This window comes from Pseudomonas sp. GV085, assembly GCF_003050925.1.
Classification (GTDB): Bacteria; Pseudomonadota; Gammaproteobacteria; order Pseudomonadales; family Pseudomonadaceae; genus Aquipseudomonas.
The window spans coordinates 192,036-216,280 of the sequence record NZ_QAOV01000010.1 but is presented as its reverse complement, the minus strand read 5'-3'; the positions used below and the strand labels follow the sequence as shown (position 1 = coordinate 216,280).

Here is a 24,245-nt window from a genome sequence, read left to right as displayed (position 1 = left end):
GTGCAACCGCTCTAGAACGACATTCCCCTGTCTTTTATCGACCGGGCACAGCCCTTGCAAAACACACCTTCAGTAGTCCGCATCTGCCAACCAAGAAAACTCATAAGTTCATGGAGATCGCACAATGAAGCGTCGCAGTTTGATCAAGGCTTTCACACTATCGGCAAGCATTGCCGCAATGGGCCTGGCCTGGACTGTCCAGGCCGCCGAGACCATCAAGGTCGGAATTCTGCATTCGTTGTCCGGGACCATGGCGATTTCCGAAACGTCGTTGAAAGACATGGCACTGATGACCATCGACGAGATCAACGCCAAGGGCGGCGTGAACGGCAAGATGCTCGAGCCGGTGGTAGTCGACCCTGCATCGAACTGGCCGCTGTTCGCCGAGAAGGGTCGTCAGTTGCTGACCCAGGACAAGGTCGCCGTGGTGTTCGGTTGCTGGACTTCCGTGTCGCGCAAATCGGTGCTGCCGGTATTCGAAGAACTCAACGGCCTACTGTTCTACCCGGTGCAATACGAAGGTGAAGAGATGTCGCCAAACGTGTTCTACACCGGCGCAGCGCCGAACCAGCAGGCGATCCCTGCCGTTGAATACTTGATGAGCGAAGAAGGCGGCAGCGCCAAGCGCTACTTCCTGCTCGGCACCGACTACGTCTACCCGCGCACCACCAACAAGATCCTGCGTTCGTTCCTGCACTCCAAAGGCGTGGCCGACAAGGACATCGAAGAGGTTTACACCCCGTTCGGCCACAGCGACTACCAGACCATCGTCGCCAACATCAAGAAGTTCTCGGCCGGTGGCAAGACAGCGGTTATCTCCACCGTCAACGGCGACTCCAACGTGCCTTTCTACAAAGAACTGGCGAACCAGGGCCTGAAAGCCACCGACGTTCCGGTCGTGGCGTTTTCGGTCGGCGAAGAAGAACTGCGCGGCATCGACACCAAGCCACTGGTGGGCAACCTGGCGGCGTGGAACTACTTCGAATCGGTCGAGAACCCGGTGAACAAGAAGTTCGTCGATGACTGGAAAGCCTACGCGAAGAAACACAACCTGCCGGGCGCCGACAAGGCGGTGACCAACGACCCGATGGAGGCCACTTATGTCGGCATCCACATGTGGGCGCAAGCGGCGGAAAAAGCCAAATCCACCGACGTCGACAAAGTCCGCGAAGCCCTGGCCGGCCAGACGTTTGCCGCGCCGTCCGGTTACACCCTGACCATGGACAAGACCAACCACCACCTGCACAAGCCGGTGATGATCGGCGAGATCCAGGCCGACGGTCAGTTCAATGTGGTGTGGCAGACAGAAGGGCCAATCCGCGCCCAGCCGTGGAGTCCGTTCATCCCGGGTAACGACAAGAAGCCGGAGTATGCGGTGAAGAGCAACTGAGTCATTGGGTGTCGAGCAGCACGACATTGCTCGGCCCGACACAAATCCTGCAGGAGCTGGCTTGCCAGCGAAGCCTTTGGCGTCAGTCAGTACGCCTTCGCTGCGATGCGGCGACCCGACAAGCCAGCTCCTACAAGGTCCGCGTATCACCAGGACATTTGACATGCCCACCGCCCTTTACCGCTTTTTCCTTGCCATCGCACTTTTATTGCCGATGGCCGCCCACGCCGGTGACGCCGAAGACTTCGTCGCCGCCAATCCCGTGCAGCAGGCCAAGTTGCTGGAAACCTGGGCCGCGCAGCCCGACCCAGCCCGTATCGAGTTGATCAATGCCCTGCAACAAGGCGAATTGACCCTCGACGGCCAACCGAAAACTCTGCGCCTGAACAACCGCCTGCGGGGGCTGATCGACACCGCGCTGGCCAGCCATCAGTTGCTCGCCTCCGACGCCAAAACTCGTCTGGTGGCTGCGCAGCATTTACAGAAAAGCGCCAAACCGGCGCAGTTGAAATTCCTCGACCAGCAGCTCGCTGGCGAACGGGATGAAGGTGTTCACGCGGCATTGAGCCTCGCCTTGGCCAACTTGCAATTGGTGGACGCAGATCCGGCCGTGCGCCTCGCCGCTGTGCGCCTGCTCGGCGAAACCGGCGAGCCGCTGGCCCGCACCCGTCTCGAAAACCTGCTGGAGCCGGGCGTTGAAACCGACGCGAATGTACGTACCGCCGCTGAAACCAGCCTCGCTCAAGTCAAACGCAAACTGTTGGTCGGCGAGCTCCTGGGGCAGGCCTTCAGTGGCATGTCCCTGGGATCGATTCTGCTGCTCGCCGCCCTCGGTCTGGCGATCACCTTCGGCCTGCTCGGCGTGATCAACATGGCCCATGGCGAGATGCTGATGCTCGGCGCCTACTCGACCTACGTGGTGCAGTTGATGTTCCAGCGCTTCGCCCCGCAGGCCATCGAGTTCTATCCGCTGATCGCGTTGCCGGTGGCATTTTTTGTCACCGCTGCCATCGGCATGGCGCTGGAGCGTACGGTGATTCGCCACCTCTATGGCCGTCCACTGGAAACCCTGCTCGCCACCTGGGGCATCAGCCTCATGCTGATCCAACTGGTTCGACTGGTGTTCGGCGCCCAGAACGTCGAAGTGGCCAACCCGGCCTGGCTGTCGGGCGGAATTCAAGTACTGCCCAATCTCGTGCTGCCCTATAGCCGCATCGTCATCATTGCCTTTGCCTTGTTTGTGGTGGTGCTCACGTGGCTGTTGCTGAACAGGACTCGCCTGGGTCTCAACGTGCGCGCAGTCACCCAGAACCGCAACATGGCCGCCTGCTGCGGCGTCCCGACCGGGCGCGTGGACATGCTCGCCTTCGGCCTCGGCTCGGGCATCGCCGGCCTCGGTGGCGTGGCCCTGAGCCAGATCGGCAACGTCGGCCCGGACCTCGGCCAGAGTTACATCATCGACTCTTTCCTGGTGGTGGTGCTCGGCGGCGTCGGTCAGTTGGCCGGTAGCGTACTGGCGGCGTTTGGCTTAGGGATCGCCAACAAGATTCTCGAACCGCAGATCGGTGCCGTGCTCGGCAAGATCCTCATCCTCGCGCTGATCATTCTGTTCATCCAGAAACGTCCGCAAGGCCTCTTCGCACTCAAAGGACGGGTGATCGACTGATGAACCAGCCCCTGCTCGTTACCGCGACCCAAAAAGCCGGCCCCAAAGTCTCGATTGCCGTAGGTGCAGTGATCCTCGTTGTGCTGCTGGCGTTACCGCTGCTATCGCTGTTATCGCCCGACAGCACGTTTCACGTTTCGGCCTACACACTGACACTGATGGGCAAGATCCTTTGCTACGCCATCGTCGCCCTGGCGCTCGATCTGGTGTGGGGTTACGCCGGCCTGCTGTCCCTCGGCCACGGCCTGTTCTTCGCCCTCGGTGGTTATGCCATGGGCATGTACCTGATGCGCCAGGCCTCGGGCGATGGTTTGCCGGCGTTCATGACGTTCCTGTCGTGGACCGAAATGCCATGGTTCTGGACCGGCACCAGCAGCTTCCTCTGGACCCTGTGCCTGGTGGTATTGGCGCCGGGGCTGCTGGCGTTGCTGTTCGGCTTCTTCGCCTTTCGTTCGCGGATCAAGGGCGTGTATTTCTCAATCATGACCCAGGCCCTGACCTTCGCCGGCATGTTGTTGTTCTTCCGCAATGAAACCGGCTTCGGCGGCAACAACGGTTTCACCAACTTCCGCACGATTCTTGGCTTTGGCATCACCGAACCAGGTACCCGCGCCGTGCTGTTTTTCGCCACTGTGCTGTTGCTGGTGGCGAGCCTGTACATCGGCTGGCGCCTGGCGCAGAGCAAGTTCGGCCGGGTCCTGACCGCGCTACGCGATGCGGAAAACCGGTTGATGTTCTGTGGCTACGACCCGCGCGGTTTCAAGCTGTTCGTCTGGGTATTGAGCGCGGTGTTGTGCGGTCTGGCCGGTGCGTTGTACGTGCCGCAAGTCGGCATCATCAACCCGAGCGAAATGTCGCCGACCAACTCGATCGAAGCGGCAGTCTGGGTGGCTCTCGGTGGGCGCGGCACCTTGATCGGTCCGCTGCTCGGCGCCGGCGTGGTCAACGGCATGAAGAGCTGGTTCACCGTGGCGTTCCCCGAGTACTGGCTGTTCTTCCTCGGCGCGTTGTTCATCATCGTGACCCTGTATCTACCCAAAGGCGTGATCGGTCTCTTGAAGAAAAGAGGTGAGCAATGAGAGTCACTGCAACCGCTGAATTCATGCTCGAACCGGCTTTTTTTCCTGTAGAGCCCAACAAGGACGCAGGCAGCAGCCGCGATGCCATCGGCCTCGGCCAGCGTGTCGGCCCCGGCCTCAACACCCGTCACGGCACCATCCTGACCCTGGAAGACATCAGCGTCAGCTTCGACGGCTTCCGCGCACTGAACAGCCTGAACCTGTACATCGGCGTCGGCGAACTGCGTTGCATCATCGGCCCCAACGGCGCGGGCAAGACCACGCTGATGGACGTGATCACCGGCAAGACCCGTCCCAGTCACGGCAAGGCCTGGTACGGCGAAACCCTGGACCTGACGCAAATGAGCGAAGTGCAGATCGCCCAGGCCGGTATCGGCCGCAAGTTCCAGAAGCCGACGGTGTTCGAGGCCCTGACGGTGTTCGAGAACCTGGAACTGGCACAGAAAACCGACAAATCCGTTTGGGCCAGCCTGCGGGCGCGCTTGAACGGCGAGCAGAAAGACCGCATCGACGAAGTGCTGGAGACCATTCGCCTGACCTCCTCGGTCAATCGCCCGGCGGGCCTGTTGTCCCACGGCCAGAAGCAGTTCCTGGAGATCGGCATGTTGTTGATGCAGGACCCGCAATTGCTGCTGCTCGATGAACCGGTCGCGGGCATGACCGACGCCGAAACCGAATTCACCGCCGAGCTGTTCAAGACCCTGGCCGGCAAGCACTCGCTGATGGTAGTCGAGCACGATATGGGCTTCGTCGGTTCGATTGCCGACCACGTTACTGTGCTGCATCAGGGCAGTGTGCTGGCCGAAGGGTCACTGGAGCAGGTGCAGGACAACGAGCGGGTGATCGAGGTTTATCTCGGTCGCTGATTGCTCTTTGTAGGAGCGAGCTTGCTCGCGATGGAGGTTAACGATGACGCGGGCTGCCTGAATGTACGCGTCGATCTCTGGCTCATCGCGAGCAAGCTCGCTCCTACAAGGGATCTGAGGAGAATTTTGGAATGCTGCAAGTCGACAAGCTGCACCAGTACTACGGCGGAAGCCACATCCTGCGCGGTCTGACATTTGACGTGAAAGTCGGTGAAGTCACCTGCCTGCTCGGGCGCAACGGCGTGGGCAAGACCACCCTGCTCAAGTGCCTGATGGGTTTGCTGCCGGCCAAGGAAGGCGCAGTGAACTGGGAAGGTAAACCGATCACTACGTTCAAGCCGCACCAGCGTGTGCATGCCGGCATCGCTTACGTACCGCAGGGCCGGGAAATCTTCGGCCGCCTGACCGTGGAAGAAAACCTGCTGATGGGGCTGTCGCGTTTTCCCGGCAGCGAAGCCAGGGAAGTCCCTGCCTTCATCTACGAACTGTTCCCGGTGCTGCTGCAAATGAAGCAACGGCGCGGCGGCGACCTGTCCGGTGGCCAGCAACAGCAACTGGCCATTGGTCGGGCGCTGGCCAGCCGCCCTCGTCTGCTGATCCTCGACGAGCCCACCGAAGGCATCCAGCCGTCGGTAATCAAGGAGATCGGTGCCGTGATCAAAAAACTCGCCGCACGGGGTGACATGGCGATTCTGCTGGTGGAGCAGTTCTACGATTTCGCAGCCGAACTGGCTGACCAGTACCTGGTGATGTCCCGAGGCGAGATCGTGCAACAGGGTCGCGGAGAGAATATGGAAGCCGAAGGTGTGCGCGGTCTGGTTACGATCTAATCTGTAGTGTCCTGACGATAATCAGAAATCATGAATTTACCTGCCCAAACAACGCTGTTCACCCCGAGCTGGCACGCCGAGCTGGAGCTGGGTTACGCCCGCTTCGGCGATAGCACACGTCCGATCCAGCGCCGCCACTTGGGTCCGCTGCGGGTACAAAAGCATCTGTATGCCGAAGGGCCTGAAGTCTGCCAACACATCATCGTCCACCCGCCAGGCGGGATTGCCGGCGGTGATCGGCTGGATATTTCAGCCCGCGTCGAGCGCGATGCCTGGGCGCAGATCACCAGCCCCGGCGCGGCCAAGTGGTATCGCGCCGCCGGCCCCGCCTATCAGCAGCTGAAGTTGAAGGTGGCAGCCGGTGCGACTCTGGAATGGCTGCCCCAGGAGACGATCATTTTCAGCGCGGCCCAGGCTGAACTCAACACCTGCATCGACCTTGAAAGCGATGCACGGCTGTTCTATTGGGACGTCGTGGCGCTGGGCCGGCCGGCCAGTGGCGAGCGCTTCGACCTTGGGCACTTCCAGGCACATCTGGATATCTGCCGCGACGGCCAGTTGCTCTGGCATGAACGCCAGCGCGTTGTCGGGGCGGACGGCTTGCTCGATTCACCCATCGGGCTGGACGGGCAACCGGTGTTTGCGACGTTGTTGGTGACGGGTGAGATCGATAGCGAACTGCTGGAAACCTGCCGCTCGCTGCCCAACGACGTGCGCGGGGATTTGACCCAATTGCCGGGGTTGCTGGTTGCCCGATGCCTGGCCAGTGAGGCGCTGTTGGCGCGGGGATGGCTGATTGATTTGTGGCGATTGCTCAGGCCGGCGTTGCTCGGTCGCGAGGCCGTGCCACCCCGAATATGGAACACCTGACACCGATTCCTGTAGGAGCTGGCTTGTCGGGTCGCCTACAGGAGGGCGGCCTGACAAATTCAAGACCTTTTCAACTGCCTAATATGGATTCTCAACGATGGACCTGACCCCACGCGAAAAAGACAAGCTGCTGATCTTCACCGCCGGCCTGGTGGCCGAGCGGCGTTTGGCTCGCGGCGTGAAACTCAATTACCCGGAAGCCATGGCCTACATCTGCGCCGCGCTGCTTGAAGGCGCACGCGACGGGCAGACGGTGGCCGAGCTGATGCACTTGGGAACCACCCTGCTGACCCGCGAACAAGTGATGGAAGGAATCCCGGAAATGATCCCGGAAGTCCAGGTCGAGGCCACCTTCCCCGACGGCACCAAACTGGTCACCGTCCACCAACCCATCGCCTGAGGCCGCGCCATGACTTACCACATCCGCGATGCCGTGCATGCCGATCTGCCGGCCATCCGCGACATCTACAACGACGCGGTGCTCAACACCACGGCGATCTGGAACGAGCACGCGGTCGACCTCGACAACCGTCAGGCCTGGTTCAGCGCCCGGCAATCCCAGGCTTATCCGATTCTGGTGATCGTCGATGCCGACGACACGGTGCTCGGGTACGCCTCGTTCGGCGACTGGCGGCCCTTCGACGGTTTCCGCCACACCGTCGAGCACTCGGTCTATGTGCGCAGCGACCAGCGCGGCAACGGCCTCGGCCCGCAATTGATGCAAGCGCTGATCGAACGCGCCAAAGGCTGCGGCAAGCACGTGATGGTCGCGGCTATCGAAAGCGGTAACGCTGCCTCCATTCGCTTGCATGAGCGCATCGGCTTTATCACCACCGGGCAAATGCCGCAGGTCGGCACCAAGTTTGGCCGCTGGCTGGATCTGACCTTCATGCAACTGACCCTGAATCCCGGCGCGCAGCCGCCAAGCATCAACCTGGAGTAATCCCCGATGAACGCCGCCCAACTGCGACGCGTCAACGTAGAAAGCTTTGCGCATTATCGTCAGGGCCTGATCGACCTGCTGCTCGATGCCGTCGGCTATGGCGCCAGTGTCGGCTTCATGGCTGAACTCGATGCCACCCAGGCGCGTGCGTATTTCGATGAGGTTCAGGAGAACCTGAACAAGGGCAATGTGTTGCTGTGGGTGGTGGTCAAGGACGAGCAGGTGCAGGCCAGTGTGCAACTGAGTCTGTGCCAGAAAGCCAACGGCCTGAACCGTGCCGAAGTGCAGAAGCTGCTGGTGCGCGAACATGCGCGGCGTCGCGGCCTGGGCCAGCAACTGATGAGCGCGCTGGAGGCGGCAGCCCTGCAGCACAAGCGCGGCATGCTTTATCTCGACACCGAGGCCGGCTCGCCCGCCGAAGCCTTCTACCAATCGCTGGGCTATACCCGCGCCGGTGAAATCCCCGACTACGCCTGCGACCCGAGTGGCCGCTACAAGCCGACTGCCCTCTACTACAAGATTCTCCAAGGAGCCCATTGATGATTCCCGGTGAATACCAGATCCAGCCCGGCGAGATCGAGCTCAACGCTGGCCGGCGCACCCTCAGCCTCAAGGTGGCCAACAGTGGCGACCGGCCAATCCAGGTCGGCTCGCATTACCACTTTTTCGAAACCAACGATGCCCTGACGTTCGACCGCGCTGCCAGTCGCGGCATGCGCCTGAACATCCCGGCCGGCACGGCGGTGCGTTTCGAACCGGGGCAGAGTCGCGAGGTCGAGTTGGTGGACCTGGCCGGGCATCGCCGGGTGTTCGGCTTTGCCGGGCGGATCATGGGTGATCTCTAAGTCATGCAGCGCCAGTACCGGCCCCTTCGCCGGCAAGCCGGCTCCTACAGGGAATCGCATTCCAACACCGCTATTGCGGCGAAATCCATTCCCCCTGTAGGAGCTGCGATGCGGCGTTCCGACTTGCCAGCGAAAGCGAGCACCGCGAGCGGTCTCCAAATCAATTGAATCTCAAGGCATGCGCATGAAAATCTCAAGACAAGCCTACGCCGACATGTTCGGTCCCACCGTCGGTGACAAGGTGCGGCTGGCCGATACCGAGTTATGGATCGAAGTGGAACAGGACTTCACCACCTACGGCGAAGAAGTGAAATTCGGCGGCGGCAAAGTCATCCGCGACGGCCAGGGCCAGAGCCAGTTACTGGCCGCGGAAGTGGTCGACACTCTGATTACCAACGCGTTGATCATCGACCACTGGGGCATCGTCAAGGCCGACGTCGGCCTCAAGGACGGGCGCATCGCCGCGATCGGCAAGGCCGGCAATCCGGACATCCAGCCCAATGTCACCATCGCCATCGGCGCCAGCACTGAAGTGATCGCCGGTGAGGGCATGATCCTCACCGCCGGCGGCATCGACACCCATATCCACTTCATCTGCCCGCAGCAGATCGAAGAGGCGTTGATGAGCGGCGTTACCACCATGATCGGTGGCGGCACCGGGCCGGCCACCGGCACCAATGCGACCACGTGCACCTCCGGGCCGTGGCACCTGGCGCGCATGCTCCAGGCCGCCGATGCCTTTGCGATGAACATCGGCCTCACCGGCAAAGGCAACGCCAGCCTGCCGGAGCCGTTGATCGAACAGGTCAAAGCCGGCGCCATCGGCCTCAAGCTGCACGAAGACTGGGGCACCACGCCGGCGAGCATCGACAACTGCCTGAACGTGGCCGATCAGTACGACGTGCAGGTGGCAATCCACACCGACACCCTCAACGAGTCGGGCTTCGTCGAAACCACCCTCGCCGCCTTCAAGGGCCGCACCATTCACACCTACCACACCGAAGGCGCCGGTGGCGGCCACGCGCCGGACATCATCAAGGCCTGCGGTTTTGCCAACGTGCTGCCGAGCTCGACCAACCCGACCCGGCCGTTCACCCGCAACACCATCGACGAACACCTCGACATGCTGATGGTCTGCCACCACCTGGACCCGAGCATTGCCGAAGACGTGGCCTTCGCCGAAAGCCGCATCCGCCGCGAAACCATCGCGGCCGAAGACATCCTCCACGACCTCGGCGCCTTCTCGATGATCAGCTCCGACAGTCAGGCCATGGGCCGGGTCGGCGAAGTCATCACGCGTACCTGGCAGACCGCCGACAAGATGAAAAAACAACGCGGCCCGCTACCCGGCGACGGTGAAGGCAACGACAACTTCCGCGCCAAACGCTACATCGCCAAATACACCATCAACCCGGCGATCACCCACGGTATCAGCCATGAAGTGGGTTCGGTCGAAGTGGGCAAATGGGCGGATCTGGTGCTCTGGCGCCCGGCGTTTTTCGGCGTGAAACCGACGCTGATTCTCAAGGGCGGTGCCATTGCGGCCAGCCTGATGGGTGACGCCAATGCCTCTATCCCGACGCCGCAACCGGTGCATTACCGCCCGATGTTCGCCAGCTTTGGCGGCTCGCTGCACGCCACCAGCCTGACCTTCATCAGCCAGGCGGCGCAGCAGGCCGGCTTGCCGGAAGCCTTGGGTCTGAAGAAGAAAATCGCCGTGGTCAAAGGTTGTCGCAACGTGCAGAAAAGCGACCTGATCCACAACGATTACCTGCCGGATATCGACGTCGATCCTCAAACTTATCAGGTCAAGGCTGACGGTGTGTTGCTGTGGTGTGAGCCAGCGGAAACCCTGCCAATGGCCCAGCGCTACTTCCTGTTCTGAGCAATGCAAGAAGCCCCGGACGCCAGGCGTTCGGGGCTTGTGGGTCAGCTACCGATTTTGGTGTTCACCTTGTCCAGTTTGGCTCGGCCCAGAGCCTGCTGGGTCAACGTTTTTTCGAGTGCCTTGATGGCCTGAAATATGTCTTCATCCTCAGCGTTTTCCAGCCTCAGCTTGAGGGCATCGAACTCCTGACGATAGGTCGTTTCCATAAAGGTTTGCCAGATCGGTTGCTCAAGAATCAGCTGAGTCAGCAAGCCCCCTTCTTCCAGAGCCAGCACACGCTGACAGGCCGCCTCGATCATCTCCTTGCTCACCTTGGAAATAGCCCGAAACTGCATGCCTCGCGCTTGCCATGGCAGATCCAGGCGCTCCGCCAGATCCGTCATGTAAGCCAAATGCACCTCGACTTCATCGATGGTTCCACCTTCGGTTCCGGGGCGATAAAAGGTCTCTCCGGCCCGCAGGCGCTCAGCGACACGCTCGCGGGCAATCCTGCCCAGTTCGTCCAGACGCGCCTTGCCCCTCGCCAGTTGCAGCAACTCGGCTTCCACCAGCCCCGGATTGGCCAATGCACGGGCCTCTTGCACTAATACCTCGACGCCCATGGCATTGAACAACTGAGTACCACCATCAACACAGTTGGTGGTGCTGGTCGCCTCGGCAAACAGCTTTTCCCGTAACTCGGTTCTTTCGGCCATGGCCTCGAGCATGCGCCACACTTTGGCAGTGAGTTCGATACGATAACTTTTGTCGTCGGCCTTGAAATCGTAGGACTCGGTCAACCGCCGGATTTCATTGAAAAACGGCAGCGAGCCATACTCGTCTTCGACGCAGTCCCAGATGGGCTGTTTCGCATTCCACTCTGCATTGCTCAGCCCTTCTCCCCACTCGGAGCTGTCTAGCACGCCGCGAGGGGGATAGGCACGATCAGGGTCCAGACCGAGCGATTCGATGTAAGTGCGCACCTGTTCAAGGTTCTCGGGCGAAATCCAGCCCTCTTCGCGAGTGAAGAATGTGCGCGCCAGCAACTCTGCACGGAAGGAACCGGGCGCCACATCGGGAATTTGCGTGAGCACGTTGAACTCAAGGTTCAGATAAATGCTGCGCGGGCGATTGCGGGCAAGGTAGCCCGTGGGCCAGGTATTGAGCTGGCCATGGTTAAGGGTTATCGCCTGCAAGTTGGGCATACGACTGACATCAGGCGGCAAGCGTAACGGGTTGTTATCCAAGCGCAACAGGTGCAAGCGGGTCAGTCCCCTGAGGTGGGCGATTCCCTCGCTGTCCAGGGAGATGTTGTTATCGCTGAGCACCAGATGAGTCAGCCAGCGCATGTTGCCGATCTCTTGAGGAAACAAGGTCAAACGGTTTTGCGTCATGTTCAACTGGCGCAATTGCCGGAATGGCCGCAGGAATCCGACCTGTTCATTACGCAGTCGTACGTTGTTCAGACTGAGTTCGGTTACGTGATCAAAACTGGCCGCCAGTTCAGGCATCGTCGCCATATGCCTGTCCAGAGGGAAACCATCCAGATTCAATGCTTGCGGCGCCACGATACCGGGGGCCTCAACGCCCGCCGGTCCGGTGCGCTGCCAGCAGCGGCGGAGTTTCGCGTAGAGATCGGTTCTGGATTGCCACTCCGCGGCTCCGTCGGCTGTAAGGCGCCAGGATTGGGTAGGTTGGTTGACCCAACGACGCATTGAATCATTGAAGCGGTTGAACTCGGTTTCCAACGCAGTCAGTCGCTGATTGCCCCAATCACCAAAATCGTTCAGAAGCGCCTGTACCTGACTATCATCCAGGCCTGGATAGAGTGATCTTGTACGAACTCGCAAAAGATCCGGATCTTGTGAGCGCACCCTGTAAAGGCGCATTCCGCCACGCAAACGCATGATCTGTGGGTCGTAAGCGGGCTTGCGTATCGGGTGATCCAGCAGGGTTTTCGAGAACGCGTCGTGTGACAGCGGCGTTTGTTTAACCGCCTGACGCAGCTGCGCCCCCTGATTGATCTCATACCCCAGCGTTTTGCGGTCGGCATCGGGCAAGGCATGCAGCAATGCCCCGTACAGATCGTCCGCTCCCTGCAGATGGCCACCCTCATTGTCGTAAGCTTCATAGCGCCCGTCCTCGCGCAATACCAACACCTTGCGCACCGAGGCATCGACCGGGCCAACGCTGTCACGCAGTGTGCCGGTGGAGGAGAAATCGCGGACTTCGATGCGCATATCCGATGGCCATTTCGGCCAGTTTGCCAGGGTATGCAGCGCCAGCCGGTCGGTGTCGGCATTACTCAATCCGTCTAGATAAAGCCCTTCATAGGCGCGACTCAAACGCAGGCCGAACACCGACTTTCGCGCCATTTCGCGTAAGCGCAACGGGATCCGTCTGTCTCGGGTCAACTTCAACAACTCGGCTTCAGTGGCATCGTCCAGCAGGGCTTGTGCGGCGGCGTTCGACAGGTCCGGAAAATCCCGCTTCAGCAGGTTTATCCGCGCATCGCTGGTGGTTTCCCGGGCCTCGTACAACGTATCGAACAGTGTTTTTTTGCTGTCTTGCGCCAGACGGGCGATGCGTTTTTGCAGCTCGGCAATACGCGCCGAGCGTTCTTTCGCAACTTCACTGCCGAACCAGTCCTGCAATTGCGACTCGCTGAGGGCGTCAACCACTCGTGTCGGCAGGCGGCCTTCGCAAACATCCGCCCGGGAAATGTTGAGGGTATTTTCAGGCGTAGCCTCAGCTGCACCGAAATTCAGTGATGGTCGGCCCGAAGCGGCATCGGCTTCCAGCACCAGGGCCCTGGATTCTGGCCAGCCATGTAACGCAGTAACAAACCCCGTCACATTCTCCGACAGTTCCTGCGGCACCTGACCATTCAGGATTTGCGCACTGAGCTTGTCGGCGTCCGCGTAAGCCTTGAAGCGCTTCAGCGTGTCCATGAACAAGGGCGCCGGTGGATCATTTTCGACATGCATACGACGTAGTACGCCTTCCTCGACACCGCTGACATGCCGCACCTGCTCCAGCACTTCGTCACTGATCCCATCCACTGATGGACCGAGACGCCGCAACAGCTTGCCCTTGTCCCATTCCATCGGTTGTTCGAACTCCGTGTGCCAGGCGCCAGCACCGTTGTGTTCGATGTTCAGTTGATAGGCATCTGGCCGCTTGGGATGTTGCAGTCGAGGCTGTCCAGTGAGCGGATCCTCCTTGAGCACGAATTGCTTGCCCTCGAGCGGCAGCACTTTGCGCCCGTCATGCTCGATGACACCGAAGTCATCGGGCGTTGCGGTTTCGGGCAGCGTCAGGCGGTGCTCATAAGGTGCATGATCGGGTTTGATCAGACGTGTTTTTCCGTTGGGCAGTTCCACCGGTTTAAGGCTGTCGATCAGGGGTGATGGTCTGATCGGCGTGGGGCCTTTGGGCAGCACGTGCCCCATGAACATCAGGGCCAATTGCGCACCGTTGATCAAGAAACTGTTGACGTGCGCCGCGCCCTCTTCGACGTCACCCTTGCTCCAGTCTTCAATGCCCTCGACCAGCTCCACCAGCAATTGCGCGGCCATCAGGCCCAGCATGGCCGGCCCGAGCACTGGCACCAGCATTGCGCCAAAGTTGAACAGGTTCCAGGCTTTGTCCAGATAGTTGCTCAGGCGTTTCCAGCGAGCACTGGCGTCTTCGTCATCGGTCGGCACCGCGATCAATCGGGCATCGGCGATGGCTTTGTCGCGGCGCTCACGAAACAGACGGTCCCACAGGTCGTCGCTGATCAGATGAGTGACAGGTTGCGCATTAGGGTTTTCCACCGGCGTTTCTCGCCACCATGGCCCCATGTCCAGCGGTTCGCGCCGTTGCCAGGTGAGGGTCTTGAGCCGCTCGTTGACCCGGCTGAAAAAAATCGCCTTGTCTTTCTGTGCGACAAAACGACTGAAAAAAACCTGGTAGTCACTTTCACGCAGTTGGCCGATCAGCGTTTTCATGAAGTCGGTGAGCGAGGCATATTCCTTCAGCGGATGGTCCGGGTCATCCGGTACCCAGGCGATCAAATGCCCGCTCAGCCGATTCTGGCTGTAGATTTCGTCCTTGCGCAGCATCTCTTCCACCACGCCTTTCGGGCCGTTGGCGAAAAAAGCCTTGAGCAGGCGAAAGGTATCGAAGCCATTGGGTAGCGAGGACGTTGCCCGTCGGGAGAAATCAAGCCATTGCTTGCGTGCATCGGGCGTCAGGCCATCAATGGCCCTTTTGACCGCCGCTGGTTCGGCCACAGCGCTGAACAGCACAACGCCGGTCATCTGGCAGCCCATTAGCGACAAACGATGACTTTGCAGCGCACGACCATACCACTGGATATCAGACTTGCCATCGATCAGTGCGCCGATCGATGCGTAGCCGTGCAGGCCGATATCGCCCTTGAGATACGCCGTCGTCGACGCCAGTTTAAGGGCCGCTTTGTCACTGGCGATCGAACGTTCCTTGAGCAGGCGAGCGGCATTGGCATCTGCGGGGGTGAGCAATGACTTGATGTGAGTCTGGTATTGCCCGCCTATATCGACACGGCGACACAGCGCCGCAAATTTTTGCGGGGTGATGACCTTGTTCTCGTGCAGGTCGCCACGAAAGTCCTTGCGTAACACCGCGGAGCCGCTGCGAAACGCATCATCACGGGTTTCATCCTCTTCGAAGTTGTGCAGCGCCGCTTCGAGCAGCGTGGAGCGACGGATGGTACTGGCCTGGGTATCGATTACACCGGCGATTTTGTTCGGCACATACAGGCGCAATTGCAGGTCATTCGGATTGCCATGCTCGTTGAAGTTCGAGAGCAACAGGGTTTTGAGCAACGGCTCGGCAAAGGCCTTGATGTCGTGCTGCAAATCGCCGAGCAATTCGTCCAGCCGCCCTTGCAGGCGCCAGCGCTCGTCGATGAGTTGCTTGAGATAGTCGCGGTCCATCGGTCGGGCTTTCAGATACCAGGCAGGGAACGTCGGCTGTACATCCACCGCCGTCAGGAGCCTGGCCCGTGGTGCTTCGGTAATCGCCCTGGGGATCAACGGTTTTATCCGTTGGTGATGAACCCCGTTGTCTTCCTTTTTTGCCGGACTTGACGGCCCTGTTGGATTGCTTCCTTGCAATTGAGGCATGTCTTGAACACCTTCAAACCATTGATTGGGTCTCTATGGTCATGCGCTTGTCCCGTGAACAAAAGCGCAAATAATCGTTGGTTCAATGTACAAAAACAGCCCTGTGCATTCGGAAATCCAGGTGCCGAAAATATCTATTTACCGCACCACACAACCACGAATGTGCCGGCTTTTATCGCGAGCAAGCTCGCGCCTGCAATGGATCGTGCTGTTCACAAATCCTGTGTTCACAGCAATCACCCGTGGGAGCGAGCCTGCTCGCGAAAGCAACCTGACAGCCAACACAAAAACACCAGAACGCTTACTCGACCAGCAGCCGCCCCAACCGCTGCTTGAGCATTCGATTCTCCGCCCGAAGCTGCCGGACCTCTTCAAGCAGGTCCAGCGCCAGGGCGACGCCTTCCCATTCCAGCTCCAGATCGCGCCGCAGCTTGACGGCGCGTTTGGCCAGGGTCAGCTCATAATCGTTGAAACGCCAGTCCTTGGGCTGGGCGCCCTGAGGTTCGAGGATGCCGTGTTCGACGATTTCGATCACATGGACGTCCGACAAATCGGCCGCCTCACAGAATTCTGCCAGGTCCAGTTGAACGATCAGGGGGCTGCTCATGACGGGCTACTCCATGTCTGGGTTCAGAAGTGTTCTCTGGGATCGAACGCGGCTTTTTTCGCCAGTTCCTGCCACAGGGCCTTGATGTCATCGTCGGACTTCTTCGGCATGACAGCCTTCAGTTGTACGAACAGATAACCGCGCTCACCGGCCTTGTTCATCAGGCCATGGCCCTTGGCGCGCATGCGCTGGCCGTTCTGGCTGCCCGCCGGTACCTTGAGGTTGATCTTGCCGGTCAGGGTCGGCACGGCGACTTCTGCACCCAGTGCCAGTTCCCACGGTGCCAATGGCAAGGTGATGATCAGGTTCTCGCCTTCGACGTCGAATTTCGGGTGCGGGGCAAAACGGATCGTCAGGTACAGGTCGCCATTGGCGCCGCCACCCACGCCCGGAGCGCCCTGCCCCTTGAGGCGAATGCGCTCGCCGTCGGTCACGCCGGCGGGGATCTTCACGTTCAGGCTTTTGCTGGTGTTGCTCACATGCTGCCCGGCCGCGTTGTACTGCGGTACCTGGAAGGTGACCTTCTTCGACTCGGTCGACAGTGTTTCTTCGAGAAAAACCCCAAGCTCCATTTCCACGTCTTGCCCTCGGCGTCCGGTGCTGCGACGCGACTCTCCACCACCAAAGCCTGGCCCACGATTGCCGAATATCGAACTGAAAAAGTCCGAAAAATCGCCCGTGTCCTGGCCACCACCACCGAAACCGCCACGGCTCTGCCAGCCCGGAGGCCCCTGGAATGGCTGGCCGTGCTGGCCATAGCGGCGCAAATCATCGTATTCGGCGCGTTTGTCCGCGCTTTTCAGCGCTTCATAGGCTTCCGAGGCGTCCTTGAACTTGGCCTCGGCGTCCTTTTCCTTGCTGACGTCGGGGTGGTATTTGCGCGCCAGCTTGCGATAGGCGGCCTTGATCGCCTTGTCGTCTGCTGTCGGCTCCACACCGAGAATCTTGTAATAGTCTTTGAAGTCCATCGAAGGAATCACCATCCGTTATCAGAATCGCGCCACAGGCCACAGCATGCGCTTGTTTGCAGCCATTGGTCTGACCGATCTCAAATTTGTGACCGGGCGGCGCAGCAGAAGTTTATCGGCAGCACGCGGGGCTTCTTGCGAGCACTCCCGCGGCTGTCCGGTTGATGCAGGGTAGTTTGGGGGGGATGCCCCATCTTTCAAGGCATCGTCTGCGAAGAATTAGCAGATAACCGGCCTTCGAATCTGGCGCGCTCTGACATACACTGCGCGGCCGTTTTTTAACCGGAACCTGAAAGACATGAACAACGCATCTCCAGCCCGTGCCTTGGGTATCGACTTTGGCACGTCCAACTCCACTGTCGGCTGGCTGCGCCCCGGCGTGGAAACGCTGATCGCGCTGGAGGACGACAAGATCACCCTGCCGTCAGTGGTCTTCTTCAATATCGAGGAACGTCGCCCGGTGTACGGCCGGCTGGCGCTGCACGAGTACCTGGAAGGCTACGAAGGCCGCCTGATGCGCTCGCTCAAGAGCCTGCTGGGTTCCAAGCTGATCAAGCACGACACCAGTGTCCTGGGCACGGCGATGCCGTTCAAGGACCTGCTCGGGCTGTTCATCGGCCAGCTCAAGAGCCGCGCCGAAGCGGCCGCCGGTCGGGAATTCGAAGAAGTGGTACTGGGTCGGCCGGTGTTTTTTGTCGACGATGACCCGATGGCCGACAAAGAAGCCGAAGACACCCTGGTCGACGTGGCACGCAAGATCGGTTTCAAGGAAGTCTCGTTCCAGTACGAGCCGATTGCCGCAGCGTTCGACTACGAGTCGACCATCGAGAAAGAAGAGCTGGTACTGATCGTCGACATCGGCGGTGGTACCTCCGACTTCTCGCTGGTGCGCTTGTCGCCGGAGCGTCGGGGTGTGGATAACCGTCACGAGGACATCCTCGCCACCGGCGGTGTGCACATCGGCGGAACCGACTTCGACAAACAGCTCAGCCTGCAAGGCCTGATGCCGCTGTTCGGCTACGGCAGCCGCATGAAGAGCGGCGCCTACATGCCCACCAGCCACCACATGAACCTGGCGACCTGGCATACCATCAACTCGGTGTACTCGCAGAAGTCGCAACTGGCCCTGGGCAGCATGCGCTACGACATCGAGGACACCGGCGGTATCGACCGCCTGTTCAAGCTGATCGAGCAGCGCGCCGGGCACTGGCTGGCCATGGAAGTGGAAGAAACCAAGATCCAGCTGACCCACGCCGACAACCGTCACGTGCCACTGGACCGCATTGAAGCGGGCCTGAGCGTGGACTTGAGCCGTGCATTGTTCGAGTCGGCCATCGACAGCCTGCTGGAGCGGGTGCGAGCCAGCGTCACCCAACTGCTGGCGGACGCCAATGTGCGGGTCGATCAGGTCGATACGGTGTTCTTCACCGGTGGTTCGAGCGGGATTCCGGCATTGCGCAACAGTGTTTCGGCGATGTTGCCGAATGCGTGGCATGTGGAAGGGAACATCTTTGGCAGTATCGGCAGTGGTCTGGCGATCGAGGCGGCCAAGCGTTACGGCTCCATGGACTGATCCAGATTCAGTGGTGCCCCCTTCGCTGGCAAGCCAGCTCCTACAGGATTGCGTCGCCCTTGTAGGAGCTGGCTTGCCAGCGAAAGCGTCAGACCAGAGCCTGCATCTTTCGGATCAAACCATCCCCACCTGCTTCAACTCACTCTTCAGATACGCGTAGTAAATCGGCCCCGCCACCACCCCCGGCAGGCCGAACGCGGCCTCGAACACCAGCATCGCCAGCAGCAACTCCCACGACTTGGCACTGATCTGCCCGCCGACGATGCGCGCGTTGAGGAAGTATTCGAGCTTGTGGATAAAAATCAGATAACCCAGCGCTGCCACGGCAACCCAGATCGACAGCGACAGGCCGACGATGGTGATCAGTGTGTTCGACATCAGGTTGCCGATCACCGGCAGCAGGCCGAGCAGGAACGTCAGCACGATCAGGGTTTTGGTCAGCGGCAGCTTGATACCGAACATCGGCAGGATCACCGCCAGGAAAATCCCGGTGAAGACGGTGTTGAGCAGGGAGATCTTGATCTGGGCGAACACGATGTTGCGAAACGCCTGGACCAGCAGGTGCAGACGTTCGAACAGCGCCGCCGCCAATGGTTTGCGCTTGGTCAGGTCCGGAACGCGCTGCAAGGCAATGATCGCGCCGAGCACCATGCCGATCAGCAGCGTCACGAACATGTGCGCCGCATCCTTGCCCACCAGTTGCAAATCACTGAGGTGCTTGCTCACCCACTCGCCAATCGCCACACGAAACTCCGCGGCACTGGCTGGCAGGTAAGCGTCGATGAACGGCGGCAGTTGCCCGCGTGCGCGGTCGACTACGCCCATGAACTTGTCGAGGGAAGCGCCAGGGTTTTCTGCTTCGTGCAGCAGGAAGCTGATGGCACCGGCAAAGATCAGCGTCAGCACGCTGACAATCAGAGTCCCCAGCAACGCCACCGCCAGCCAGCGTGCGCGCCGGCCCTCGATCAACCGCTGCAGTTGCGGGGTGAGCATGTTGACCAGTTCGAACACCAGCAACCCGGCGAGCAGGCTGGGCAGCAATCGCAGCGGGATGACCAGCAGCAGCCCGCCAAAAATGATGACCCAGCTGATGACCAGCAAAACTTGACGCTGAGAAAACGTTGGCATACAGCCTCAAAAACGAACGGCATAAAAAGGATTGGCAGTCTGCCAGCGATCCGGTGCGAGCACTAGGGATTGTGTGGGGCGACCTTAGTGGGGGGTCAGGTTCTTTTGCAGTGCTGCGACCGACCTCATCGCGAGCAGGCTCGCTCCCACATTTGTCCTGTGCACTCAGTCCCACTGTGGGAGCGAGCCTGCTCGCGATGAGGCCCTCGCAGCTGCCACATCAATCGGCTCAATGTTTATTTTTTCTTCAGGCAATCGCTCATGAACGCCTTGCGCTCGTCACCCTTGAGGGCTTTGGTGGCGGCGTCGGCGTTGCAGGTTTTCATCTTCTCTTGCTGTGGGGTCAGGGCCTTGCCGACATCGTTTGCCGCCGGTGCAACCTTCAGGCAAGTGCTCATGAAGGCTTTGCGCTCGTCGCCCTTGAGGCTTTTCGCGGTGGCGTCGGCGTTGCAGGTAGTCATCTTTTCCTGTTGGGCTGTGGCGGCGAAGCCTTGGGAGCAGAGCAGCAAACCGATCATCAACAAAGGGACACGCATCATCTTCATGGAGTTTTCTCCTGGTCGCCACACCGAGGGGCACGGCCTTGAACTGGAGTGTAGACAACCCCTGTTACACCTTCCTGTTCTCCAGGTGGCTGCGGCGATACTGCTCCGGCGTACACCCGGCCTGGCGCTGAAACATCGCGATAAACGCCGAGCCGGTGCTGTAGCCCATGTCGAAGGCGATCTCTTGAACACTGCGCGAGCTATCCAGCGCCTCGATCGCCGCCAGAAACCGCAGGCGCTGGCGCCACTCACCGAAACTCATGCCCAGTTCCCGCACGAACTGCCGCGCCAGGGTGCGCTCGCTGACATGAATGCGTGCAGCCCATTCCGACAGCGCTCGGTTATCCCCCGGCTCGGCCTGCAATGACTCCAGAATCCCCAGCAGTCCCGGGCTGCTGGCGTAGGGCAGGTAGCACTCGTGCACCGGTGCCTGTTGCAGTTGGTCCACCAGGACTTGGGCCAGACGCTGGTCCGCAGCCTGCTCGGGGATTTTCACGTCACGGGCGGCGAAGTCCTTGAGGATCGCCTTGAGGATGTCGCTGATGGCCAGGGTGCAGGCTCGCGGCGGCAGATCGGCGCACACTTTGGGGGCCAGGCACACCGCACGGTAGTTGACCGGTTGGTGACTGTAGAAACTGTGTTCGATCTGCGGCGGCACCCACACCGCGTATTGCGGCGGCGACATGAAGCGGCTGCCATCGACGTCCATGTGCAGCACTCCGTGGGCCGCGTATTCCAGCGTCCCCCAGGGATGCCGGTGGGGCGCGGCGTATTCGTGGGCGTCGAAATCGGCGTAGCGGAAGTACACCGCCGACGGCAGTTCGCTGAAATCCAGCAGGTCGATGTGTTTACTGCTCATACTGTCCGTCATCAAGGGCCGGTTGTCTGGATTGAAGTATAGGCTTGTATCCAGACAGGCGGATAATTGCCCCTCATTAACGTTCTGGTTTTTCCCGATGCAATACGCTTACCCCCTGCTGGCCATTCTTATCTGGGCCGGCAACACCGTGATCACCAAAATGTCGGCCGGGGCGATCTTCCCTGCCGAGATCGGTTTCTACCGCTGGCTGCTGGCCGGGTTGCTGTTCACGCCCTTCATGCTCAAACAGGTGCTCGCCCATTGGCCGCTGATCCGCCCGAAACTGGGCAAGATCTTTGTCCTCGGAGTGCTGGGCATGGCCGTTTATCAAAGCCTCGCGTACTTCGCCGCGAGTCTGACCTCGGCCACTAACATGGGCATCATCCTGTCGCTGATGCCGCTGATGTCGCTCGCCATGGCGATCATCAGCCTCGGCCAGCGCCTGACCATGGGGGCCCTGGCCGGTGCGGTGCTGTCGTTCGCCGGTGTCCTGGTGGTGGTGTCGTCCGGCAGCCTTGGCGCATTGCTGGAACACGGGGTCAACCTGGGTGACGCGATGATGCTGATCGCCACCCTGGCCTACGCGGTCTACAGCACCTTGCTGAAAAAATGGCAGCTGAAGTTGCCGCCGCTGGTGCTCCTGTATTTGCAGGTGCTGGTGGCCGTGTTGGTGCTGTTTCCGCTGTTCCTCGCCTCACCGAAAGTCGGCCCGACCCTGCAGAACATTCCGCTGGTGCTGTACGCCTGTCTGCTGGCTTCGATGGTCGCGCCGCTGGCGTGGATGCAGGCCGTGGTACGTTTAGGGCCGAGCCGGACCACGCAGTTTTTCAATTTGCTGCCGTTGATTACCGCATTGATTGCGGCGGTGGTGCTGCATGAACAGCTGGCGATGTATCACCTGGTGGGCGGGGTGCTGACCTTGGGTGGGGTGATTGTTTCCGGACGTTGGACGACGGTGTTGGGCCGTAAGGTCAGTGTTGCCTGATCTGACGCCATCGCGAGCAGGCTCGCTCCCACATTTAATCTCCAGCGCTCACAAATAATGTGTTCACTGCATACCCCTTGTGGGAGCGAGCCTGCTCGCGATAAGCATCAATGCGGTCTAGACACCTGCCGCCGCCAGCCGCGCCGCATGCTCGACAAACAACCGGATCGGTTCGGCCCCCTTGCCCACCAGCCCCAGCGACTGGTTGACGATATCGAAGTGATCCAGCGGATACTCATCGCCAATCACCGTCCCCAGGTGCGAGCTGTAGCGCCCGACCATACCGTCGCAATGCCCGGCTTCGCGGACGAAGGTTTTGGCGAACAACCGGCAACTGCGGTTGGTGCCATCCAGCAGATTGCGACCGCGATCGGTAACACCTGGCTGCAAGGTGCCGGACCAGGAGTAATAGCGCACGCCGTTGACCTCTTCGGCACCGTGACCTCCCCAGGTTTCAGGCAAGCCCTGTGGATAGCACTGATTGAACAGCGCCACGCCAGCGGTAGTAAGGGAGTGATGGGATGCAGGGATATCCACCGGCAGCTTCGGTCCGCGGTAACCGGTATCCAGCAAAGCCATCAACGCGCCGACCATCCGCAGCAAAAAGCACAGCAAACGACCACGGACGCTGTCATGGGGATAATGCCTGTGCAGATAATCGGCGAGCTCCGAGCCGTGGTTCGGCCCCGCCACCGAGGTCACCGATGCCACCAGGTCAGGACGCTTGGCGGCGGCATAGCGGGCGGTCAGCGAGCCCTGGCTATGGCCGATCAGGTTGACCTTGTCGGCCCCTGTCTCCCGCAGAATTTCGTCGATACGTACCAGCAGTTGCTCGCCGCGCACTTCGTTCGAGTTGAGCGGCGAGACCTGCACCGCGAACACCACGGCACCACCACGGCGCAACGCCTCGACGATCCCGTACCAGTAGGGATAAAGCACCAGGCGGATAAACCCGAGCATTCCCGGGACCAGCACCAACGGGTAGCGCGGGGCAGAACCTTGCGACATGGGCGGACATCCTGGTGGTCGGGTGGTGACGCAAGGCGGGATGCAAGACATCCGCCAAGCATCGCCAGCGAAGATGACAAGTCTATGTCATCAGCCCTACTTCAACCCCGCCACGCCCGCCACGATCATCCCGACCGAGACCAGCTTGATCACGGTCAGGCTTTCGCCCAGCAGCGCGAAACCGAGAAACACCGTGCCCAGCGAACCGATAGCCGTCCAGATCGGGTACGCGATGCTCACCGGCAACTCGCGCATGGCCAGGGTCAGGAAGTAGATCCCGCCCACAGCGGCCACCACCGTGATCAGCGAAGGCCAGGGCCGGGTGAAGCCCTCGGCGTACTTCATGCCCATGGCGAAAGTGACTTCGAACCCGGCGGCGACCAGCAGAAACAGCCAGGCCATCTAGAACTCCCCGGCCAGCGCCAGCAAGTGCTGCTCAGCCTCGGCGACGGAAATTTCAAATGTGCGCTCGGCGGACTCTTCGCCCTCGGCAGCCACCACGGTGACGTCCGTGATGCCGATGAATCCGAGCACCGTGCGCAGCAGCTTGTCGGCATGGTTCATGGTTTCCAGCTCGCCTCCCGGGCCAAAACCGAAGCCGCCACGACTGGTGATGATCAGGGCTTTTTTGCCCTGCACCAACGGTTGGTACTGGGCCACGCCATTGTCCAGGGTGTGATCGAAGGTCACCCCGATGCGCACGACCTGATCGATCCAGGCCTTGAGGCCGCTCGGTACGCTGAAGTTGTGCATCGGCGTGGAAATCAGCAACACATCATGGTCAAGCAGTTCGCCAACCAGCTCGTCGCTGAGCGCCAGGTCGGCCTGCATCGACAGTGGCCGAACGTCGGGCTCGGGGTAAAACGCGGCCGCCACGAACGCCTCGTTGACCGGCGGTATCAACGCCCGCCCGACTTCGCGTCGGGTCAACTGTGAGTGGGGATAACGGGCCTGCCAGGCCGACAGAAACACTTCGGCCAAACGGCGGGAGTGCGAGCGATCACCACGGGGGCTGGCATGAACGGCAAGAATTTTACTCATCTGAATCTCCTCAGGGACTAAACTC

22 protein-coding genes are annotated in these 24,245 nt (G+C 60.4%); 13 read left to right on the top strand and 9 right to left on the bottom strand.

The annotated features are described in order from the left end of the window. Positions 1-124 precede the first annotated feature (124 nt). The 11 genes from urtA to ureC all read left to right on the top strand — a co-directional run bounded on the left by urtA (position 125) and on the right by ureC (position 10,374). On the top strand, positions 125-1,390 hold the full coding sequence (gene urtA, locus C8K63_RS21300; protein WP_108218473.1) for an urea ABC transporter substrate-binding protein: 1,266 nt from the start codon (positions 125-127) through the stop codon (positions 1,388-1,390). 163 nt (positions 1,391-1,553) lie between these two features. Beyond that, a complete protein-coding gene (gene urtB / locus C8K63_RS21295) occupies positions 1,554-3,056 on the top strand; it encodes an urea ABC transporter permease subunit UrtB (RefSeq protein ID WP_108218472.1) in 1,503 nt (500 codons plus the stop codon). Continuing rightward, on the top strand, positions 3,056-4,135 hold the full coding sequence (gene urtC, locus C8K63_RS21290; RefSeq protein WP_108218471.1) for an urea ABC transporter permease subunit UrtC: 1,080 nt from the start codon (positions 3,056-3,058) through the stop codon (positions 4,133-4,135). The genes urtB and urtC overlap by 1 nt, the downstream gene beginning before the upstream one ends. After that, complete coding sequence (gene urtD / locus C8K63_RS21285) at positions 4,132-5,001, top strand: urea ABC transporter ATP-binding protein UrtD (RefSeq protein ID WP_108218470.1); 870 nt, start codon at positions 4,132-4,134, stop codon at positions 4,999-5,001. The genes urtC and urtD overlap by 4 nt, the downstream gene beginning before the upstream one ends. Before the next feature lie 131 nt (positions 5,002-5,132). Next, complete coding sequence (urtE, locus tag C8K63_RS21275) at positions 5,133-5,831, top strand: urea ABC transporter ATP-binding subunit UrtE (RefSeq protein WP_060542795.1); 699 nt, start codon at positions 5,133-5,135, stop codon at positions 5,829-5,831. A 30-nt stretch (positions 5,832-5,861) separates the two neighbouring features. Then, positions 5,862-6,701, top strand: a complete 840-nt coding sequence (locus tag C8K63_RS21270; protein ID WP_108218468.1) for an urease accessory protein UreD — start codon at positions 5,862-5,864, stop codon at positions 6,699-6,701. 97 nt (positions 6,702-6,798) lie between these two features. Next, complete coding sequence (gene ureA / locus C8K63_RS21265) at positions 6,799-7,101, top strand: urease subunit gamma (protein WP_108218467.1); 303 nt, start codon at positions 6,799-6,801, stop codon at positions 7,099-7,101. Between the two features lie 9 nt (positions 7,102-7,110). After that, positions 7,111-7,644, top strand: a complete 534-nt coding sequence (locus C8K63_RS21260) for a GNAT family N-acetyltransferase (RefSeq protein WP_108218466.1) — start codon at positions 7,111-7,113, stop codon at positions 7,642-7,644. Positions 7,645-7,650: 6 nt separating this feature from the next. Beyond that, the gene (locus C8K63_RS21255) at positions 7,651-8,184 is read left to right on the top strand and encodes a GNAT family N-acetyltransferase (protein ID WP_108218465.1); all 534 of its coding nucleotides are present in this window, start codon (positions 7,651-7,653) and stop codon (positions 8,182-8,184) included. Continuing rightward, positions 8,184-8,489 (top strand): urease subunit beta, encoded by a 306-nt coding sequence (locus C8K63_RS21250; RefSeq protein ID WP_108218464.1) that lies wholly within the window; start codon positions 8,184-8,186, stop codon positions 8,487-8,489. The genes C8K63_RS21255 and C8K63_RS21250 overlap by 1 nt, the downstream gene beginning before the upstream one ends. 184 nt (positions 8,490-8,673) lie before the next feature. Further along, positions 8,674-10,374 (top strand): urease subunit alpha, encoded by a 1,701-nt coding sequence (gene ureC, locus C8K63_RS21245; RefSeq protein ID WP_108218504.1) that lies wholly within the window; start codon positions 8,674-8,676, stop codon positions 10,372-10,374. Between the two features lie 44 nt (positions 10,375-10,418). Here ureC and C8K63_RS21240 read toward each other — a convergent pair whose 3' ends face one another. From C8K63_RS21240 to C8K63_RS21230, 3 genes are all read right to left on the bottom strand, one after another. Then, a complete protein-coding gene (locus C8K63_RS21240; RefSeq protein WP_108218463.1) occupies positions 10,419-15,506 on the bottom strand; it encodes an NEL-type E3 ubiquitin ligase domain-containing protein in 5,088 nt (1,695 codons plus the stop codon). 301 nt (positions 15,507-15,807) lie between these two features. Further along, positions 15,808-16,113 (bottom strand): chaperone modulator CbpM, encoded by a 306-nt coding sequence (locus C8K63_RS21235; RefSeq protein ID WP_108218462.1) that lies wholly within the window; start codon positions 16,111-16,113, stop codon positions 15,808-15,810. A gap of 23 nt (positions 16,114-16,136) precedes the next feature. Beyond that, positions 16,137-17,081, bottom strand: a complete 945-nt coding sequence (locus tag C8K63_RS21230) for a DnaJ C-terminal domain-containing protein (RefSeq protein ID WP_108218461.1) — start codon at positions 17,079-17,081, stop codon at positions 16,137-16,139. Positions 17,082-17,379: 298 nt separating this feature from the next. Here C8K63_RS21230 and C8K63_RS21225 point away from each other — a divergent pair, with 298 nt between their 5' ends. Then, a complete protein-coding gene (locus C8K63_RS21225; RefSeq protein WP_108218460.1) occupies positions 17,380-18,654 on the top strand; it encodes an Hsp70 family protein in 1,275 nt (424 codons plus the stop codon). Positions 18,655-18,768: 114 nt separating this feature from the next. Here C8K63_RS21225 and C8K63_RS21220 read toward each other — a convergent pair whose 3' ends face one another. The 3 genes from C8K63_RS21220 to C8K63_RS21210 form a co-directional block, all read right to left on the bottom strand. Further along, positions 18,769-19,782: an AI-2E family transporter gene (locus C8K63_RS21220; protein WP_108218459.1), complete on the bottom strand. Its 1,014-nt coding sequence runs from the start codon at positions 19,780-19,782 to the stop codon at positions 18,769-18,771. 236 nt (positions 19,783-20,018) lie between these two features. Then, on the bottom strand, positions 20,019-20,327 hold the full coding sequence (locus C8K63_RS21215) for a PsiF family protein (RefSeq protein WP_108218458.1): 309 nt from the start codon (positions 20,325-20,327) through the stop codon (positions 20,019-20,021). 64 nt (positions 20,328-20,391) lie between these two features. Continuing rightward, positions 20,392-21,186 carry a helix-turn-helix transcriptional regulator gene (locus C8K63_RS21210; RefSeq protein WP_108218457.1) on the bottom strand — a complete coding sequence of 265 codons (795 nt, stop codon included), beginning with the start codon at positions 21,184-21,186 and terminating at the stop codon, positions 20,392-20,394. Positions 21,187-21,283: 97 nt separating this feature from the next. Between C8K63_RS21210 and C8K63_RS21205 the strand changes: the two genes are divergently transcribed. After that, the gene (locus tag C8K63_RS21205) at positions 21,284-22,171 is read left to right on the top strand and encodes a DMT family transporter (protein WP_108218456.1); all 888 of its coding nucleotides are present in this window, start codon (positions 21,284-21,286) and stop codon (positions 22,169-22,171) included. A gap of 117 nt (positions 22,172-22,288) precedes the next feature. On the opposite strand, the gene C8K63_RS21200 is transcribed toward C8K63_RS21205, so the two are convergent. The 3 genes from C8K63_RS21200 to C8K63_RS21190 form a co-directional block, all read right to left on the bottom strand. Beyond that, positions 22,289-23,179: a triacylglycerol lipase gene (locus C8K63_RS21200; RefSeq protein WP_108218455.1), complete on the bottom strand. Its 891-nt coding sequence runs from the start codon at positions 23,177-23,179 to the stop codon at positions 22,289-22,291. Positions 23,180-23,275: 96 nt separating this feature from the next. Continuing rightward, on the bottom strand, positions 23,276-23,581 hold the full coding sequence (locus C8K63_RS21195) for a multidrug efflux SMR transporter (RefSeq protein WP_108218454.1): 306 nt from the start codon (positions 23,579-23,581) through the stop codon (positions 23,276-23,278). After that, positions 23,582-24,220 carry an FMN-dependent NADH-azoreductase gene (locus C8K63_RS21190; protein WP_108218453.1) on the bottom strand — a complete coding sequence of 213 codons (639 nt, stop codon included), beginning with the start codon at positions 24,218-24,220 and terminating at the stop codon, positions 23,582-23,584. Positions 24,221-24,245 lie beyond the last annotated feature (25 nt).